The sequence below is a fragment of the Corynebacterium kalidii genome, assembly GCF_022869005.1.
GTDB classification, from domain to species: domain Bacteria; phylum Actinomycetota; class Actinomycetes; order Mycobacteriales; family Mycobacteriaceae; genus Corynebacterium; species Corynebacterium kalidii.
In genome coordinates this window covers 1-17385 of sequence record NZ_JALIEA010000017.1, presented here as the reverse complement: position 1 = coordinate 17385, position 17385 = coordinate 1, and the positions used below count along the sequence as shown (strand labels likewise).

Below are 17385 nucleotides of genomic sequence, written 5' to 3'. Positions count from 1 at the left end.
CGGCGGACAGATGGACTGCAGTCCAGGGCAGCGCGTTGGAGGTGCCGCAGCCCGGCCGCACGACGTCCGGTGAGAAGAGGAGGCCGGACGGTGCGGGGTTCGGGCCGAACCCTGGGTTCCATCTGCCGTTGCGGCTGATCCACAACTGCAGTGCGTCGAGGTGACTAGCCGTCGACACATCCATGAGGTTAGCGAGACCTAATACCGGATGTCAACAATTACGCAACATTGGAGTGACGTAATTTGCCGACGCTCGGACAGCAGGCGTCGGACCTGCATATTTTCCGGATTCCCCCTGGCGTCACCGCGGCACCCCCGCACCACTCCCCCGACTCCGCCGAACCCCATACCCGGGGGCAAATTGTTTCGTACCCCACAATCCTCCCCCGGATGGGATCAAGTTACACACTTTCGACCGACCGTCGTTAATATGAATTTGTAACCATTGAGAGACGTGGATCACATGGACACACTGCTGTACCTCGTCCACGGCGCTCGGCTCAGATCCGGAAGGACACCATGAAGAACTACCTCCCCCGCACGATCTTCGACGAAGAACACGACATGTTCCGGGAGACCTGCAAGGATTTCGTCAACGCCGAAGTCCGTCCCAACGTCGACCGGTGGCACGAGCAGGGCTACAGCGACCGCTCCATGTTCAAGGCCGCGGGCAACCTGGGCCTGCTCGGCATCACCTCCCCCGAGGAGTTCGGTGGCGGCGGCATGCCCGACTACCGCTTCAACGCGATCCTCTCCGAGGAGCTCGCCGAGGCCGACTGTGGTTCGGTCATCGTCTCCCTCCAGGTCATCAACGACCTGGTGATCCCCTACCTCGAGCGTTTCGCCAACGACGAGCAGAAGGAGAAGTACCTCCGTCCGCTGTGCGCCGGTGACAAGATCGCCGCGATCGCCATGACCGAGCCGGGCGCCGGCGCCGACCTCGCCGGTATCCGTTCCCACGCCACGCGCGACGAGGACGGCAACTTCATCCTCAACGGGTCGAAGACCTTCATCTCCAACGGTATCCAGGCCGACTTCACCATCGTGGTGGCCATCACCGACCCCTCCAAGGGCCGTGCCGGTGTCTCGCTGCTGATCGTCGAGGACGGCATGGAGGGCTACACCAAGGCCGCACCGCTGAAGAAGGTCGGCCTGAAGGCCCAGGACACCGCCGAGCTGTCCTTCGAGAACGTCAAGGTCCCCGCCGAGAACCTGCTGGGCGAAGAGGGTGCCGGCTTCGGCTACCTGCGCACCAACCTGGCCCAGGAGCGCGTCTCCATCGCCGTCGGCTCCATCGCCACCTCCCGCCGTGCCTTCGACCTGGTCTACAAGCACTCCCAGGAGCGCAAGACCTTCGGCAGCCGTCTCGTCGACCACCAGGCCTACCGGTGGGAGCTGGCCAAGATGGCCACCGAGATCCAGTCGGCACAGTCCTTCGTCGACGCCGCCGTCGCCGCCAAGGTCAAGGGTGAGCTGGACGAGACCACCGCCTCGATGGCCAAGTACCTCACCACCGAGCTGCAGATCAAGGTCGTCAACACCGCCGTCCAGCTGCACGGTGGCTACGGCTTCATGCTGGAGTACCCGATCTCCACCCACTACCTCGACTCCCGGGTCCAGCCGATCTACGGCGGCCCCAACGAGATCATGCTGGAGATCATCAGCCGCAAGCTCGCAAAGGGCGAGAAGTAGGCAGGCCCTGCGGTCCATGTGACCGCGTCACGCAACAACCCCTCAGGTCGGTCCCACTGACCTGAGGGGTTGCTGCGTCCCCGGGGTCCGACTCTGCCCGGCTACACCCCGCGGAACCGGGGCGCCCGCTTCTCCACGAACGCCTGGACCGCCTCCAAATGGTCGGCGGTGCGGAACAGCCTGCCCTGGGCGTCCGCCTCCTCGCCGGCACGCTCACTGACCGCCCGGGTGTCGCGCACCAGTGCCTTGATCTCCCGGTAGGAGCCCGTCGGCCCGTGGGCGAAGCGCGTCGCCAGTTCCCCTACCGACGCCTCCAGGTCCGCCGGTTCCACCACCGAGGTGACGATCCCGAGTTCCCCGGCCTGTCCCGCACTGACGGGCTCGTCGAGCAGCAGCAGTTCCAGCGCGCGGGTCTGCCCCACCGCGTCCGCGAGGGACCGGGACAACCCACAGTCCGAGGCCAGCCCCACCCCGGTGAACGCGCCCTTGAACACCGCCGTGGTCGAGGCCACGCGCAGATCGCAGGCCATGGCGATACCCCAGCCCGCACCGGCGGCCGCGCCCTGGACCGCGGCGACCACCGGCACGGGGATCGACAGCAGGGCGTCCATCATCGGGTTGTACTCGGTGACCACCTTGTCGGTGCCGGCCCCGGTGCGGGACTCCTCGAGCTGTTCCCGGAGGTCCTGGCCGGCGCAGAAGGCCTTCCCCGACGCCCGGAGCACGACGGCGCGGACGTCCCCGGCCGGTGACGAGTCCGCGGCCGCCGCGGCGAAGGCGTCCTTCAGCTCCAGGCGCAGGGCCCGGTTCAGCGAGTTATGGGCGTCCGGACGGTCGATCGTGATCGTGCGGACGCCGTCCAGGGTGGTGATGTCGACAAGGCTCATGGCACCTCACACTACCGTGACCCCCGCGGCCGCCATCTGACCGACGGCCGCCGCTCCCCCGGCCTCCGAGACCGGCGAACACAGGTCGCTGAGCAGGTCCACGGTGAAGCCTTCCGCCACGGCGTCGAGCGCGGTCGCCCGGACGCAGAAGTCGGTGGCGACACCGCACACCGCCACCTCGGTGACCTCGCGCCCGCGCAGCCAGTCCGCCAGTCCGGTCTCCGCCCCGTCCAGGTGTCCCTCGAAGCCGGAGTAGGCGGCGGTGTGCTCCCCCTTCAGGAACCAGGCGTCGACGAGGTCCACGTCGAGCTCCGGGTGCACCTCGGCCCCGTGGCTCCCGGCGACGCAGTGCACCGGCCAGGTCTCCTGGAAATCCGGTTCGACCCCGTCGGGGGCGAAGTGCCCGACGGGGTCGATGTGCCAGTCCTTCGTGCCCACGACGACGCCGTAGCGGTCCCGTTCGGCACGCAGGTGCCCGCTCACGGCCGCCGCGACGACCGCACCACGGTCGGTGGCCAGGGCACCTCCGGGGCAGAAGTCGTTCTGGACGTCGACGACGATCAGGGCCTTGTGCGGGACGCTCATGGCGCCCAGCGTAGGGCGCCGCTAGCTGATCTTCCAGTCCTCGAGGCCCGGGTACAGCGGGAAGTCGGCGGCGACCTTGTCGACACGTGCCCGCAGTGCCTCGGTGTCGGCGCTCTTGCCCTGTGCCAGGGCGGTGCCGATCACGTCGGCGACCTCGGTGAACGCCTCGGCGTCGAGACCCCGGGACGCCAGGGCGGGCGTGCCGATCCGCAGGCCGGAGGTGACCATCGGGGGACGCGGGTCGAACGGCACGGCGTTACGGTTGACCGTGATGCCGACCTCGTGCAGCAGGTCCTCGGCCTCCTGGCCGTTGAGCTCGGAGTTGCGCAGGTCGGCGAGGACCAGGTGCACGTCGGTGCCCCCGGTGAGCACCTGGACGCCGGCGGCGGTGGTGTCCGCGGCGGTGAGACGCTCGGCGAGGATCTTCGCACCTTCAAGGGTGCGGGCCTGCCGGTCGCGGAAGTCGTCGGTCTGGGCGACCTTCATGGAGACGGCCTTGGCGGCGACGACGTGCATCAGCGGGCCGCCCTGCTGACCCGGGAACACCGAGGAGTTCAGCTTCTTCGCCCACTCCTGCTTCGCCAGGATCATGCCCGAGCGCGGGCCGCCCAGGGTCTTGTGCACGGTGGTGGAGACGACGTCGGCGTACGGCACCGGCGACGGGTGCAGGCCGGCGGCGACCAGGCCGGCGAAGTGCGCCATGTCGACCCACAGCTTGGCGCCGACCTCGTCGGCGATCTCACGGAACGCCGCGAAGTCCTGGTGGCGCGGGTACGCCGACCAGCCGCCGATGATCACCGCCGGCTTCTCCTTGATGGCCTGCTCCCGGACCTTGTCCATGTCCAGACGGAAGGTCTCGGGGTCGACCTCGTAGGCGGCGACCTCGTAGAGCTTGCCGGAGAAGTTCAGCTTCATGCCGTGGGTCAGGTGTCCGCCGTGCGCCAGCGACAGGCCCATGATCTTGTCGCCCGGGTTCGCCAGGGACATCAGCACCGCGGCGTTGGCCTGCGCACCCGAGTGCGGCTGGACGTTGGCGAACTCGGCGCCGAAGACGGCCTTCGCGCGGTCACGGGCGAGGTCCTCGATGACGTCGACGTGCTCGCAGCCGCCGTAGTACCGGCGTCCCGGGTAGCCCTCGGCGTACTTGTTGGTCAGGACGGACCCCTGTGCCTGGAGGACCGCGCGCGGAACGAAGTTCTCGCTGGCGATCATCTCCAACGTGTCCCGCTGGCGGGAGAGCTCACCTGCGATGGCGGCGGCCACCTCAGGGTCGAAGTCCGCGAGTTCAGCGTTGTGCTGGGACTGGTCTGGGTGGTTCGTCTGGCTCATGGGGTGGATCGCCTTTCACGTCGGCCGCACTGGATCAGAACAATCAGGGAACATCATAACCTGCCGGGGCCCGGACCACCGCCGACGGGTGATTGGTCGAATCAGTTCTCAGGGAGCAGAATAGCCCCCATGCCAGCCCGACACTCCGAGGAGCACTCCCCGTACATCGAGCTCGACCGGTCGCAGTGGCGGTCGTTGCGCCGCGCCATGCCCCAGGTCCTCAGCCCCGAAGAGCTCGAGGAACTGCGGGGAATCGGCGAGGACATCGACATGGACGAGGTCAGCGAGGTCTACCTCCCGCTGTCCCGCATGATCGACCTGCGGTTCGAGGCGATCCGCCAGCTCAACCGCGCCACCGAGACCTTCCTCGGTGAGGAGATGCCGCACGTCCCCTTCATCATCGGTGTCTCCGGGTCGGTCGCGGTCGGCAAGTCCACCACCGCCCGTCTGCTGCAGGTCCTGCTGCAGCGCTGGGAGTCCCGTCCGCGGGTGGACCTGATCACCACCGACGGCTTCCTCTACCCCGCCGAGGAACTCAACAAGCGGCACATGATGGGCCGCAAAGGGTACCCGGAGAGCTACGACCAGAAGGCCCTGTTGAAGTTCGTCACGGCCGTGAAGTCCGGGGCCCCGCAGGTCCCCGCGCCGGTGTACTCCCACGAGAAGTACGACCGGCTGGACGAGGTGCACGTCGTGGACCGTCCGGACATCCTCATCGTCGAGGGGCTCAACGTCCTGCAGACCGGCCCGACGCTGATGGTCTCGGACCTGTTCGACTTCTCCGTCTACGTCGACGCCGCCCGCCAGGACATCGAACGCTGGTACGTGGAGCGCTTCCTGAAGCTCAAGAACACCGCGTTCCGGAAGCCCGACGCGCACTTCCGGTACTACGCCTCGCTCTCCGACGAGGACGCGCTGGTGGTCGCCCGCGAGATCTGGCAGACGGTGAACCTGCCGAATCTCGTGGAGAACATCCTGCCCACCCGTGTGCGCGCCTCACTGGTGCTGCGCAAAGGACCCGACCACCTGGTCGAGTCGGTGCGGATGCGCAAGATCTGACGGGACGCCGGGCGGCTTCGGCGACGTCGGCGGCCCCGGTGCGTCACTTCCCGTAGCGGCGTTCGCGCACGGAGAAGTCGCGCAGCGCGCGCAGGAAGTCCAGCCGTCGGAACGCCGGCCAGTAGGTGTCGGTGAACCAGATCTCCGAGTAGGCCGACTGCCACAACAGGAACCCGGAGAGACGCTGCTCGCCGGAGGTCCTGATCACCAGGTCGGGGTCGGGCTGGCCCGAGGTGTACAGGTGGTCGCCGATCGCGGCGTCGGTGATGTAGGAGCTCATCTCCCCGGACGGGATCCCCCGGCCGGCCAACTCGTCGACGAGTTTCTGGACGCCGTCGACGATCTCCTGACGCCCGCCGTAGCCCACGGCGATGTTGACGTGCACACCGGTGTGGTCGACGGTGCGCTCCTCGGCCCGGCGCATCCGGTCACGCAGCTCGTCGGGGATCAGGTCGAGACGCCCCATGACGTGCAGCCGGAAGCGGCCCTTGGCGGCGGCGAGTTCGTCGGAGACGTCGCCGATGATGCGCATCAGCAGGTCCAGTTCCTCGGCGCTGCGGCGCAGGTTCTCCGTGCTGAGCAGGTAGACCGTGACGGACTCGATGTCCTGCTCGTCGCACCAGTCGACGACCTCGACGATCTTCTTCGCCCCCACACGGTGGCCGTGGGAGACGTCGGTGAAGCCGTTCTCCCGGGCCCACCTCCGGTTGCCGTCGCACATGATGGCGACATGTTTCGGACGACAGCGACCCTTCAGCTCGCGCTGCAGTCGTCGCTCATAGAGCGAGTAGAGAATCACCGCTGGTCGCCACCCGGGTCTTCCGTACGACGGACCTCGGTAGTCTCGGCGACATCAGTAGTGTCGGCAGCGGTGTCGGCCGTGTCGGCACCGTCAGCAGCGTCGGCGCGGGAGGCGGTGGCGCCCGCGGTGTCGGCCGCCTCGGCGTCGGCCATCCGTCGGTCGATGGTGTCGATGTCGAAGGGGTCGATCCCGTGGTCCTCGGCGAAGGTGCGCCGGGCCTGCATCTTCTTCATCCGCCGGTTGAAAAGGTACCCCAACGCCAGGATGACCACGAGGAGGCCGACGATCACGAGCAGACCGACCGGGGCCGCCTTTCCGAACTCCGGGCCCTGGGGGCCGCGGTTGATCTGTTCCTGGGCGACCAGGGACACAGCAGAGGTTAGGGACGGGGAAACCGTGATCATGTCTTCAGAGCCTATCTAAGGTCGCGGTCGTCAGCCTCATTCGGGCACGACACCGGCGAAAAGGTCGTCCTCGGGCAGCGACGTCTCCACCCGGGAGCGGGCGAGTTCGAACTCCTCGGTCGGCCAGACCTGCTGTTGCAGGGTCGTCGGGACAGCGAAGAACGGCCCGTCGGGGTCGATCTGGGTGGCGTGGGCACGCAGTGCGTCGTCCCGGCGTTCGAACCACGGGGCGCAGTCGACGCGGGTCGTCACGCGCGGCATGATGTCCGGCATCCCCTTCCACCGGTCCAGGGCCACGGTCGCCTGCTCGTCGCCGGCCTCCAGGCTCGCCTGGGCCAGCAGCTCGAAGCGGCGACGGACGAAGCCGTGGGTGTAGTAGACCTTCTGGACCTCCCAGGGGCGTCCGATCTCCGGGTGGTAGTCGGGGTCGGCGGCGGTGTCGTAGGCCCGCATGCTCACTGCGTGGGTCTTCAGGTGGTCGGGGTGGGGGTATCCGCCGTTCTCGTCGTAGGTGATGACGACGTGGGGCCGGAAGTCACGGATCACCCGGGTGAGTTCCAGGGTGACCGCCTCGGTGTCCTCCAGCGCGAAGCACCCGTCGGGCAGGGGTGGCAGCGGGTCGCCCTCGGGCAGGCCCGAATCCACGTATCCGAGCCACCGGTGCGACACCCCCAGGATGTCGGCGGCCCGGGCCATCTCCTTGCGGCGGACGTCGTTCATGTTCTCCACGACGCCGGGGACGTCCATGTTCGGGTTGAGGATGCTGCCGCGTTCCCCGCCGGTGCAGGTCAGCACCATGACCTCGGCCCCTTCGTCGGCGTACCTGGCCATGGTGGCGGCGCCCTTGCTGGACTCGTCGTCCGGGTGAGCGTGGATCGCCAGGAGCCTCAGTCCCTGACAGGACCGTCGCTGGTCTGCGCTGTTGTGGAGAGCTCCTTCGCTCACGTGTCGCACCCCTTCGGTGTCGTCTGTGCCGGTCAACTCTCCCATTCAACGCTTCCGGCAGGGGTGCGTCCAATCCGCCCCGGCTGGCTATTCACCGGCGGCACCGCCTACGATCTGTGGAATGAGCAAGGCGACCTACGGTTCCTCCCGTCAACAGGGTGTGAGCGGCAAGTTCATCGTCATCGGCATCGTGATCGTCCTGGTCGCCGCCGGTGTGTACGTGTTCTCGCAGTTCCGCAACAGCACCGGCAGCGACGCCACCGGCACCGCGGCGGGCCACGAGGTCGTCGACGGCGGCACCCTGCGGATGACACTGGACATCACCCGCGACGACGTGGACAAGCCCGCCTACTGCATCGTCTCCGCACTGGACCAGTCGCACGCCGAGATCGGCCGCCGCGAGGCCGTCGTGGCCGCCGGCGGTTCGGAGAGCACGCGGCTGACGGTGGACATCCCCACCAACAGCTCCCCGGTGGCCCCGGACGTCTACGGGTGTTCGACGGTGTTCCCGGACTACCTCGATTCCTCGCACACCACCGGCGTCACCGGGGACTGACGTCCCGCCCGTCACCCCGTCGCTGACCTCAGGACGTGCCGGGTTGGCGCGGTGATACACTGTGCCCCGACAACTGTGTCGTGGGTTCCCCCACGAGATTTTCCGAACGACCTCAGTCCCTGTCAGACACTGTGGTCTACCTGCAGGAGGACGCGAACGCTCATGGCAGACAATCAGACGACCTGGCTCACCCAGGAATCCTTTGACCGGCTCAACGACGAGCTCAACGCGCTGAAGGCGAATCGTCCCGCTCTGGCCGCCGAGATCAACGAGCGCCGTGAAGAGGGTGACCTCAAGGAGAACGGTGGTTACCACGCCGCCCGCGAGCAGCAGGGCCAGGAGGAGGCCCGCATCGCCTACCTCGAGGAGCTGCTGGACAGCGCCACCATCGGCGAGGCCCCGCAGGAGTCGGGTGTCGCGCTCGTCGGTTCGGTCGTCCACATCTACTACGACGGCGACGAGGACGACAAGGAGACCTTCCTGATCGGGACCCGCGGTCTCGAGTCGTCCAACCCGGACCTGGAGACCTACTCCACCGACGCTCCCCTGGGTGCGGCCCTGGTCGGCGCCAAGGAGGGTGAGACCCGCGAGTACAAGAGCCCGACGGGTGACACGATCTCCGTGACGCTGGTCAAGGCCGAGCCCTACGACCCGGAACGGGACGTGCCCCGCGCCGAGCAGTAGTCGGTCGGCCCCTCGTCCGCAGGAGACGAAGAACCGCCCCACCGGAAGGGTCCTTCCGGTGGGGCGGTTCTTCGTGCGGGCTGCTAGTCCCTGTTGAAGTAGGAGAGCAGGCGCAGGATCTCGGTGTAGAGCCAGACCAGGGTGACGGCCAGGCCGAGGGCGACACCCCAGGCGTAGCGGGACGGGGCACCGGCGCGGATGAGCTTGTCGGCCTGGTCGAAGTCGGCCAGGAAGCTCAGGGCGGCGAGGACGATGCACACCAGGGAGAAGATGATGGCGATCGGGCCGCCGTCGCGCAGCATCGTCTGCTCACCGGTGAACAGCGTGACGACGAGGTTGCCCAGCACCAGGACCAGCACGCCGATCATGGCGCCGACCAGCATCTTGGTGAACTTCGGGGTGACCCGGATGGCACCGGTCTTGTAGACCACCAGCATGCCGGCGAAGACACCCATGGTGCCGAGGACGGCCTGGAAGATCATGGCCCCGGCGTTACCCCCGCCGACGGCCACGTCGGTGAACATGTAGGTGAAGCCACCGACGAAGAGCCCCTCGAAGGCGGCGTAGACCAGGGTGATCACCGGGGAGCCGTACTTCTTGCCGAAGGCGGACACCAGCACGGCGATGAGGCCACCGATGGCGCCGACGAAGGTCAGGCCCATCGCCAGGCTCGGGTTGCTCTGCCCGATCATGTAGTTCAGCGCGGCCAGGACCACGATGACCGCCAGGGTGATGCCGGTCTTGGTGACGACGTCGTCGATGGTCATCGGGCGGTCGGCGGCACCGGCCGGCGCACCGAAGTTCGGGGACTGCTGGTAGGTCTCCCCGTACTGGGCCTGCTGGCCCCACTGACCGCCGGCCGCCTGGTAGCCCTGCTGGTAGGCGGCGGACTGTCCCCGCTGCCCCTGGGCCGTGCCCTCGGCCTGGGCCAGGGAACTCATAAAGGGGTTCGAGCTTCTCACGACGTCATTGTCCTTCCGTCTCTGTCAGTATCTGTCAGTATCTGTCAGTCTCAGTCACCGGCATCGTGCCCGCGTGACCGTGGTTACTCACGTACACCTTAACAACGGACGAGCCGGCCCCGTTGTTCCCGTAGCCTCGATTCCACAATCGCCGGACACGGAGGAACCATCTTCGATAGTGTTCTTCACATGACGAAAAAGACCCTGTCTCTCGGCCCCCTCCCCGATGCCCTCGCATCCGAACTCCGGGCCCTGACCGTAAATGCAGCGACCGGTTCCCTCGACAACGGCGACCGTCTCGAGATCGAGGGCTCGTTCACCGGTGAGACCATCGGCTGGGTCGGACGCGGCACCGAGGACGACGTCGACGAGGCGTTCCGCCGCGCCCGCGTCGCCCAGAAGCGCTGGGCGACGGTCGACCCGCGCAAGCGCGGGAAGATCCTCCTGGCCTTCCACGACATCCTCCTGAAGAACCAGAAGATGTTGATGGACATCGTCCAGCTGGAGACCGGCAAGTCCCGTGACTCCGCCTACGAGGAGATCATCCACTGCGCGATCACCGCGCGCTACTACGGCAACCAGACCCACAAGATCCTCAAGGACAAGCACCGGTCGGGTGTGATGCCGGTGTTCACCAAGACCACCGAGCGTCATCTCCCGAAGGGCGTCGTCGGCCAGATCAGCCCGTGGAACTACCCCCTGACCCTGGCCCTGTCGGACGCGCTGCCCGCCCTGGCCGCCGGCAACGCCCTGGTCGCCAAGCCGGACTCCTCCACCCCCTTCTCCGCCCTGTTCGCCTTCAAGCTGCTCTTCGAGGCCGGCATGCCCCGCGACCTCGTCCAGATTGTGACCGGTCCGGGCCGCGTCGTCGGCAACGCCATCGCCGAGCAGTGCGACCACCTGATGTTCACCGGGTCCACGGCGACCGGCAAGACCCTCGGCGAGATCGCCGGCCGTCGTCTCATCGGGTACTCCGCCGAACTCGGCGGCAAGAACCCGATGGTCGTCACCCGCGACGCCGACGTCGACAAGATCATGCCGGCCGTGCTGACCGGCTGCTTCTCGAACTCCGGGCAGCTGTGCGTGTCCATCGAGCGGATCTACGTCCACAAGGACCGGTATGACGATTTCGTCCGTACGTTCGCCGAGGCCACCCGGAACCTGACACTGGGGGCCGGCTTCGACTGGAACATCCAGATGGGGTCGCTGATCGGTGGCGCCCAGCTCGCCACCGTGGAGAAGATGGTCGACGACGCGGTGGACAAGGGCGCCACCCTCGTCGCCGGCGGGAAGGCCCGCCCGGACCTGGGCCCCTACTTCTACGAGCCGACCGTGTTCACCGACGTCCCCGACGACGCCGACATCAAGCGTGGCGAGGTGTTCGGACCGGTCGTCTACGTCGAGAAGGTCGACTCCCACGACGAGGCCGTCGAGAAGGCCAACGACACCGTCTACGGACTCAACTCGTCGGTGTTCGGCCCGTCGAAGACCGCCACCGGCATCGCCGAGCGGCTGTTCTCCGGCACGGTCAACATCAACGACGGTTACGCCGCGGCGTTCGCTTCCGTCGACAACGAGATGGGAGGTACGCGGGAATCCGGGCAGGGCCGCCGCCAGGGCGCCACCGGTCTGCTGAAGTACACCGAGACCCAGAACGTCACCGACGAGCGGGTCCTGCCGATCCGTGGCCCGGAGTTCCTGAAGCCCCGCGCCTACGCCCTGGTGATGACCGTCCTGCTGCGCGCCGGCAAGACCTTCAAGATCCTGAAGTAGGTCCGGTCACCCGCGGACGGGGCGCACGGACACCTCCTCGATGATCGCCTCGTCGGTGGTGTCCACCGCGAAGCGCACCGCCGCCGCCACCGACGCCGGTGCCACGTACCGCGACCCGTCGTAGTCGGTGTTGCCCCGTCCCTCCTGCAGGGCCACCTGCATGTCGGTGTCCACCCGGCCCGGGTGCACGGAACTGACCCGGACCCGGCCGCGCTCCTCCTCACGCAGTGCGTCCGTCAGGGCCCGCAGCGCGAACTTCGTGCCGGAATACGGGGCCTGCCCCGCACCGGAGTGGTAGCCGGAGCCGGAGTTGATCGCCACCACCGTTCCCCCGGCGGCCCGCAGCGCGGGAAGCAGCTGCCGGGTCAGCTCCGCCACGCCGAAGACGTTCACGGCGAACATCCGCTGCCACTGGTCCCACTGCATCTCCTCGACCCGGGACTCCCCCGCCAACCCGGCGGAGTGCACCAGCACGTCGAGACGCTGCAGCGCGTCCGGCACCGCCTCCCGGAGCCGGGCGACGGCGTCCCCGATGGACCCCGGGTCACTGAGGTCCACGTCCGAGCTCGACCAGGAGACGACCCGGTGGGTGCGTGAGAGGTCCTCGACGACCGCGGCCCCGATCCCCCGGGAACCCCCGGTCACCAGTGCCAGCGGTGCGTCCTGTCCATGTCCTGTCGTGATGTCCATGTCCCCGAGCGTAGCGCTCCGTCCGTATGCTCGGAGGTACCCGGGGTTCACCTGCCCCGCCCCGACGCCCGCACGGGCCATGTACCGCGAAAGGACCCGCCATGTTCGGAACCGCCCTCACCACCCTGATCCTCGGAGCACTCTCCGGCGCCGGCGCCTGGTTCGCCTGGGACCAGGACCGCAAGGGGCTCTCCGTCGCCCTGACCGTACTGACCCTGGTCTTCGCCGTGGTGGCGATCTCCACCGCCCTGGCGGGGACCGTGGCGCTGGTCATGAAGCTGCTCCCCATCCTACTGATCGCGCTTGTCGCCTGGCTGGGCGTCAAGCAGCTCCAGAACAAGTCGTCCTAGCTTCTCGCTGGCCTGGCGCCGACCGTACGCCGTGCCGCCGGGCGTCCATGCCCGGCTAGCGTGCGGTGCTCCTGGCGGTGGGTGCCGTCGTGTCACTGTCCTTGGGTCGCTTCCTGCGGAAGTAGACCCGGCTGCGCACGCTGGCGACCACGTCGCCCGCCTCGTCGACGATGTCCGTCTCGAACCAGTGCAGGTACTTCGAGCCGTCCGCGGTGCGCTCCCGGATCATCTCGAAGGTCTCGTCGTCGGTACGCATGTCGGCGACGAGGCGGCCCCGGCCGGGCTTGCGGTAGATCACGTGCGACTCGGCGTCCCAGACGTTGTAGCCTCCACCCAGGCGAGTCAGCCCCATGAAGAGGTAGAACCCGTCCGTCATCGTCTGGATGGTGCCGCCGAAGGCGGTGCCCACCAGGTTCGCGTTGATCCGGCGGGGCCGGTGGGAGGTCACCACCCGGGAGCCGTCGTTGGCGATGTAGTTGATCCGGATCCCGGAGCCGACGTACGGCGGGAAGACCCCCAGCATGGTCTTCAGTTGGCGCGGGCTGGGTCGCAGCATGGATCCTCCGTGGAATGGTCGGTACAGATCAGTGTGCTGCTGATGTTATATCGACTGTGGGTGCGTCGTCGCCGATTCGGGTAAGTCGGCGAAACTAACGGACGTCGGAGGCGGCGTTACGCCACAGCCCGACACCGGCGAGCACCACGAACCATCCCACGATGATCAGGTAGCAGACCGCGCCGCTGAGACCGAGGCCCAGCGGGTCCGCACCGTTGATCAGCTGGTCCTGGCGCTGGACCGGGGCGATCGCCGCGAGGGGACGGAATGCGTCGATCTGTTCGGCCGCGAAACCGAGCATGCCGTCTATCACCAGGATCCAGGCGGCCGGGATGGCCACGGCACCGACCTGGCTGCGGACCACGCAGGCCAGGCCCACCGTCATCGCGGAGAAGAGCACCGAACTGATCAGCGGGACGTAGAACAGCGTCAGGCCGCTGTCCAGCTCCATGCCCGAGCCGAGCACGCTGGCCGCCCCCAGCGACAACGCGATGCCCACGAGGTAGAGCACGCCGACGAACACCGCGGTCGTCACGATCTTCGACACCACCCACTGCCACCTCCCGCGCTGGGTCAGGAACGCCTGGGCGTGCATGTGGTTGCGGATGTCACCGGCCGTGGTCGCGGCGGCGAAGACGACGGCGACGAGCAGGAAGATCTGAAATCCGGTGGTCAGCGTGGCCCAGGTGAACCCGGGACTGTCCCCGAACAGGCCCATCAGTGTGACCGGGCCGAACAGCGCCCCGGTCAGCAGGACCGCGTAGACCAGCGTGGAGCGCATGCTGAACAATTTCGTGGTTTCCGAACGGAGGGAGTTGATCAAGGTTGTCATGATGAGCTCTGCTTTCTCTACTTCGAGGTGGTGGCGAAGGTCGCGGCCGGGGATTCCGCCTGCTCGTCGGTGCGGTACTCCTGGGCCTCGGCGGTGGCGGCCAGGAAGCGGGTCTCCAGGTCCTCGGCCTCGGCGCGCAGGCCGGTGACGAGGACGCCGGTGGTGACCGCGGCCTCGGCGACGGCACGCCGGACGACCGTGTCAGAGACCCCGTCCGGGATCTCCACGGTGAGCTGCGGTCCCGGCTGGTCCCCCACCCGGCCGCCCGGCTGGTCCACGGCGTGCGCCCCGACGGGGTAGCCGGCGGTGAACCCGGCGTTCCCGAGCGCCGTGGCTAGCGCCTGTCCGCCCCGGACATCGGCGGTCTCGACCACGACACGGGCGCCGCCGGCCAGGAACTCCTCCATGGAGTACTCGCCGATCATGCGGCCCTTGCCGATGACTACCAGCCGGTCCGCAGTCTGCTGCATCTCGGAGAGCAGGTGCGACGACACCAGCACCGAACGGCCCTCGGCCGCCAACGCCCGGATCGTCCGGCGCATCCAGCTCACACCCTCCGGGTCCAGGCCGTTGACCGGCTCATCCAGGATCAGGTGCGCCGGGTCGCCCAGCAACGCACCAGCCAACCCGAGCCGCTGCTTCATGCCCAACGAGTAGCCGCCGACCCGTTTGTCCGCGGCGGAGGTCAGACCCACCAGCTGCAGGCACTTGTCCACCCGGGAGTCCGGGATGCCCGCGCCGCGGGCCAGCACCTTCAGGTGCGAGCGGCCACTACGACCCGGGGTGAACCACGTCGCCTCCAGCAGGGCCCCCGCCAACGCGGTCTTGTCCTCGACCGAGGCGAACTCCTGCCCGTCGAACAACGCCTGACCCTCGCTCGGCCGGTCCAGTCCCAGGACACACCGCATCGTGGTGGACTTCCCGGACCCGTTGGGCCCCAGGAACCCCGTCACCGCCGCGTCCGGGACAGAGAACGACAGGTCCTCGACAGCCTGGAACCGTCCGTACTTCTTCGACATCTTCTCTACTGTGATCATGGACCCCAGTCTTCTCCGCCGAGGTCACGACCACATCGACCCGCGGGCTGATCTCCATGACCCCCGGTAGTCGGATCTCCGGCACGCCTGTGCCGCCCCGTCTCATACCCAGGTATGAAGCGCCGGTCCAGAGACTACGTCGTGAGGTTAGTGGGGCTCTACACCCGTCCCTTCCTCCAGGCCACCACGGAGGCAATGGTGCACACGATCCCGAGCACCGGGAAGAAACCGACGTAGACCGGGTAGGGCAACGGGCCGAACAACTGCTGGAACTACTCGGTCGACAGGAACTGCAGCCCCGGGAATCCAACGGTCACGGGGTACGGCATCGACAACCCCACCGGGTCCTCGGAGGACATGTAGATCGTCGACGTCGTGAGCCCGAGAATCATGCCGAGTGTCGACACCAGGCCCAGCACAGCCAGCGGGAACACTACCCAGAACCATGGGAAACCACTGTGCTGCTCCCGCTGTCCCTGTCGTCGCCGTGACCGACGGGGAATAACCAGTGCCCCGGTCACCGCGACAATCAGAACGGAGGCGAGGAAAACCCATCCCATGACCCAACTCATATCCGACGCCTCCTCCAGGCCCAGGCCGACAATGCGAGACCGAGAACCGCTAGCAGCGGATACCCGATCCTGGCCCACCGGCCCTGCAGCAACTGCCACGCCGCCGCGTCCGAGAGGAACGGGGTGGTCGAGTCCTCGTCAGCGCCTCCCAGGGGCGCGTACATCGTCCAACCGAAATCCACCCCGCCGGAAGCGGCCAACGGCAGCCAGGCGGCGAACGCCAGTGCGACGACCAGGGCCGTCAGCAGAAAGGCGATCCAGAACCACGGGAACCCCGGCGCATCCGTCCCTCCCCGGTACTCGGCGCGGCGCGGGAGGACCGCCCCTCCCACGAGAAGCACGACAAGTCCGGCGAAGATCAGCAACCATGTCATCCGAGGATAGTATCAGGAAACCTTCAGACATGGAGGCCCGCGCAGCGGCGTAGTATCCGACGGAGAACCGGAACCTCAGGTGAGCTTGAGGTCCCCCGTCCCTGAGTGGAAGGACCCCACACCCTCCGATGACGTCCCCACCCGACGACCTGCTGAGCATCGGCGAAACCAGCCGACGTACCGGAACCGCGGTCTCCGCACTGCGCTACTACGAGGACCTCGGCCTCATCGCCTCGGTCCGCACGTCCGGAAACCACCGGCTCTACGCCCGGCACATGCTGCGCCGGATCTCGCTGATCAGCATCGCGAAGACCCTCGGCATCCCGTTGAAGAGCGTGCAGGACGCCTTCAGCACCGTTCCGCTCGACCGGGCCCCCACCCACAAGGAGTGGCAGGTGGCGTCGCGTCGGTGGAAGCGGGAGCTCGAGGAACGCCGGCGCGGCATCGAACGTCTGGAGAACGAACTGACCAGCTGCATCGGCTGCGGGTGCCTGTCCCTCAAGGCCTGCGCGCTGCTCAATCCCGACGACACCCTCGGCACCACCGGGCAGGGGGCGCGGCGGCTGTCGGGCATCGCGGACGCCGACACACCGTCGCCTTGACCTCAAGTGCACTTGAGGTATTAGCCTCGACTGCGGACCGTCACCGATGGTCCCCGACAACGGCAACCCCGGCATAAGGAGCACCATCCATGGCTGTGTACGAGCTTCCCGACCTCCCCTACGACTACGACGCCCTCGAGCCGCACATCTCCGCCGAGATCATGCAGCTGCACCACGACAAGCACCACGCCACCTACGTCGCCGGCGCCAACACCGCCCTCGACGCCCTGGAGAAGGCCCGCGAAGACGGCACCAACCCCGACCAGATCCGCGCCCTGTCGAAGAACCTCGCGTTCAACCTCGGCGGCCACACCAACCACTCCATCTTCTGGAAGAACCTCTCCCCCAACGGCGGCGGCGAGCCCACCGGCGAACTCGCCGAGGCCATCGACCGCGACTTCGGCTCCTTCGACAAGTTCAAGGACCACTTCTCCTCGGCAGCCCTGGGCCTCTACGGCTCCGGCTGGGCCGTGCTGGGCTACGACCACATCGCCGGCCGCCTGGTCGTCGAGCAGCTCACCGACCAGCAGGGCAACATCTCGGTCAACCTCACCCCGCTGCTGATGCTCGACATGTGGGAGCACGCCTTCTACCTGCAGTACAAGAACGTCAAGGCCGACTACGTCAAGGCCGTGTGGAACGTGTTCAACTGGGACGACGTCGCCGAGCGCTTCGCCGCCGCCAAGGCCTGACC

At 67.6% G+C, this 17385-nt stretch carries 21 protein-coding genes; 8 read left to right on the top strand and 13 right to left on the bottom strand.

Annotated elements, in window-relative coordinates; genetic code table 11:
- Positions 1 to 519 precede the first annotated feature (519 nt).
- A complete protein-coding gene (locus tag MUN33_RS10775) occupies positions 520 to 1692 on the top strand; it encodes an acyl-CoA dehydrogenase family protein (RefSeq protein WP_244804921.1) in 1173 nt (390 codons plus the stop codon).
- A 101-nt stretch (positions 1693 to 1793) separates the two neighbouring features.
- On the opposite strand, the gene MUN33_RS10770 is transcribed toward MUN33_RS10775, so the two are convergent.
- The 3 genes from MUN33_RS10770 to glyA are packed head-to-tail and all read right to left on the bottom strand — an operon-like array spanning position 1794 to position 4493.
- Positions 1794 to 2579, bottom strand: a complete 786-nt coding sequence (locus MUN33_RS10770; protein WP_244804920.1) for an enoyl-CoA hydratase-related protein — start codon at positions 2577 to 2579, stop codon at positions 1794 to 1796.
- A 6-nt stretch (positions 2580 to 2585) separates the two neighbouring features.
- Positions 2586 to 3164, bottom strand: coding sequence for an isochorismatase family protein (locus MUN33_RS10765; protein WP_244804919.1), 579 nt, complete (start codon positions 3162 to 3164; stop codon positions 2586 to 2588).
- A 21-nt stretch (positions 3165 to 3185) separates the two neighbouring features.
- A complete protein-coding gene (glyA, locus tag MUN33_RS10760; RefSeq protein ID WP_244804918.1) occupies positions 3186 to 4493 on the bottom strand; it encodes a serine hydroxymethyltransferase in 1308 nt (435 codons plus the stop codon).
- Positions 4494 to 4622: 129 nt separating this feature from the next.
- Between glyA and coaA the strand changes: the two genes are divergently transcribed.
- Positions 4623 to 5552: a type I pantothenate kinase gene (gene coaA / locus MUN33_RS10755; protein ID WP_244804917.1), complete on the top strand. Its 930-nt coding sequence runs from the start codon at positions 4623 to 4625 to the stop codon at positions 5550 to 5552.
- 43 nt (positions 5553 to 5595) lie between these two features.
- On the opposite strand, the gene MUN33_RS10750 is transcribed toward coaA, so the two are convergent.
- The 3 genes from MUN33_RS10750 to mca form a co-directional block, all read right to left on the bottom strand.
- Complete coding sequence (locus MUN33_RS10750; protein ID WP_244804916.1) at positions 5596 to 6351, bottom strand: isoprenyl transferase; 756 nt, start codon at positions 6349 to 6351, stop codon at positions 5596 to 5598.
- The gene (locus tag MUN33_RS10745) at positions 6348 to 6725 is read right to left on the bottom strand and encodes a hypothetical protein (RefSeq protein ID WP_244804915.1); all 378 of its coding nucleotides are present in this window, start codon (positions 6723 to 6725) and stop codon (positions 6348 to 6350) included. The genes MUN33_RS10750 and MUN33_RS10745 overlap by 4 nt, the downstream gene beginning before the upstream one ends.
- A gap of 69 nt (positions 6726 to 6794) precedes the next feature.
- Positions 6795 to 7703: a mycothiol conjugate amidase Mca gene (mca, locus tag MUN33_RS10740; RefSeq protein WP_369414960.1), complete on the bottom strand. Its 909-nt coding sequence runs from the start codon at positions 7701 to 7703 to the stop codon at positions 6795 to 6797.
- Positions 7704 to 7824: 121 nt separating this feature from the next.
- Between mca and MUN33_RS10735 the strand changes: the two genes are divergently transcribed.
- Positions 7825 to 8259: a DUF4307 domain-containing protein gene (locus tag MUN33_RS10735; RefSeq protein WP_244804914.1), complete on the top strand. Its 435-nt coding sequence runs from the start codon at positions 7825 to 7827 to the stop codon at positions 8257 to 8259.
- A 162-nt stretch (positions 8260 to 8421) separates the two neighbouring features.
- Positions 8422 to 8943 carry a transcription elongation factor GreA gene (greA, locus tag MUN33_RS10730; protein ID WP_244804913.1) on the top strand — a complete coding sequence of 174 codons (522 nt, stop codon included), beginning with the start codon at positions 8422 to 8424 and terminating at the stop codon, positions 8941 to 8943.
- Positions 8944 to 9026: 83 nt separating this feature from the next.
- Here the strand turns inward: greA and MUN33_RS10725 are convergent, their stop codons facing one another.
- Positions 9027 to 9905: a Bax inhibitor-1/YccA family protein gene (locus MUN33_RS10725; RefSeq protein ID WP_244804912.1), complete on the bottom strand. Its 879-nt coding sequence runs from the start codon at positions 9903 to 9905 to the stop codon at positions 9027 to 9029.
- Positions 9906 to 10094: 189 nt separating this feature from the next.
- On the opposite strand from MUN33_RS10725, the gene MUN33_RS10720 reads away from it, so the two are divergent.
- A complete protein-coding gene (locus MUN33_RS10720; RefSeq protein ID WP_244804911.1) occupies positions 10095 to 11678 on the top strand; it encodes a succinic semialdehyde dehydrogenase in 1584 nt (527 codons plus the stop codon).
- A gap of 6 nt (positions 11679 to 11684) precedes the next feature.
- Here MUN33_RS10720 and MUN33_RS10715 read toward each other — a convergent pair whose 3' ends face one another.
- A complete protein-coding gene (locus tag MUN33_RS10715; protein ID WP_244804910.1) occupies positions 11685 to 12368 on the bottom strand; it encodes an SDR family oxidoreductase in 684 nt (227 codons plus the stop codon).
- A gap of 101 nt (positions 12369 to 12469) precedes the next feature.
- Between MUN33_RS10715 and MUN33_RS10710 the strand changes: the two genes are divergently transcribed.
- Positions 12470 to 12718, top strand: coding sequence for a hypothetical protein (locus MUN33_RS10710; RefSeq protein ID WP_244804909.1), 249 nt, complete (start codon positions 12470 to 12472; stop codon positions 12716 to 12718).
- A gap of 55 nt (positions 12719 to 12773) precedes the next feature.
- Here the strand turns inward: MUN33_RS10710 and MUN33_RS10705 are convergent, their stop codons facing one another.
- From MUN33_RS10705 to MUN33_RS10685, 5 genes are all read right to left on the bottom strand, one after another.
- Complete coding sequence (locus MUN33_RS10705; protein WP_244804908.1) at positions 12774 to 13274, bottom strand: PaaI family thioesterase; 501 nt, start codon at positions 13272 to 13274, stop codon at positions 12774 to 12776.
- Between the two features lie 94 nt (positions 13275 to 13368).
- A complete protein-coding gene (locus tag MUN33_RS10700) occupies positions 13369 to 14106 on the bottom strand; it encodes an ABC transporter permease (protein WP_244804907.1) in 738 nt (245 codons plus the stop codon).
- A gap of 17 nt (positions 14107 to 14123) precedes the next feature.
- On the bottom strand, positions 14124 to 15143 hold the full coding sequence (locus tag MUN33_RS10695) for an ABC transporter ATP-binding protein (protein ID WP_244804906.1): 1020 nt from the start codon (positions 15141 to 15143) through the stop codon (positions 14124 to 14126).
- Positions 15144 to 15415: 272 nt separating this feature from the next.
- Entirely contained in the window at positions 15416 to 15577 is a 162-nt protein-coding gene (locus MUN33_RS10690; protein WP_244804905.1) for a hypothetical protein, read from the bottom strand.
- A 134-nt stretch (positions 15578 to 15711) separates the two neighbouring features.
- Positions 15712 to 16089, bottom strand: a complete 378-nt coding sequence (locus MUN33_RS10685; protein ID WP_244804904.1) for a hypothetical protein — start codon at positions 16087 to 16089, stop codon at positions 15712 to 15714.
- Positions 16090 to 16217: 128 nt separating this feature from the next.
- Here MUN33_RS10685 and soxR point away from each other — a divergent pair, with 128 nt between their 5' ends.
- Both soxR and MUN33_RS10675 read left to right on the top strand, forming a co-directional pair.
- Complete coding sequence (gene soxR / locus MUN33_RS10680; protein ID WP_244804903.1) at positions 16218 to 16691, top strand: redox-sensitive transcriptional activator SoxR; 474 nt, start codon at positions 16218 to 16220, stop codon at positions 16689 to 16691.
- Between the two features lie 89 nt (positions 16692 to 16780).
- Entirely contained in the window at positions 16781 to 17383 is a 603-nt protein-coding gene (locus MUN33_RS10675) for a superoxide dismutase (RefSeq protein ID WP_244802870.1), read from the top strand.
- Positions 17384 to 17385 lie beyond the last annotated feature (2 nt).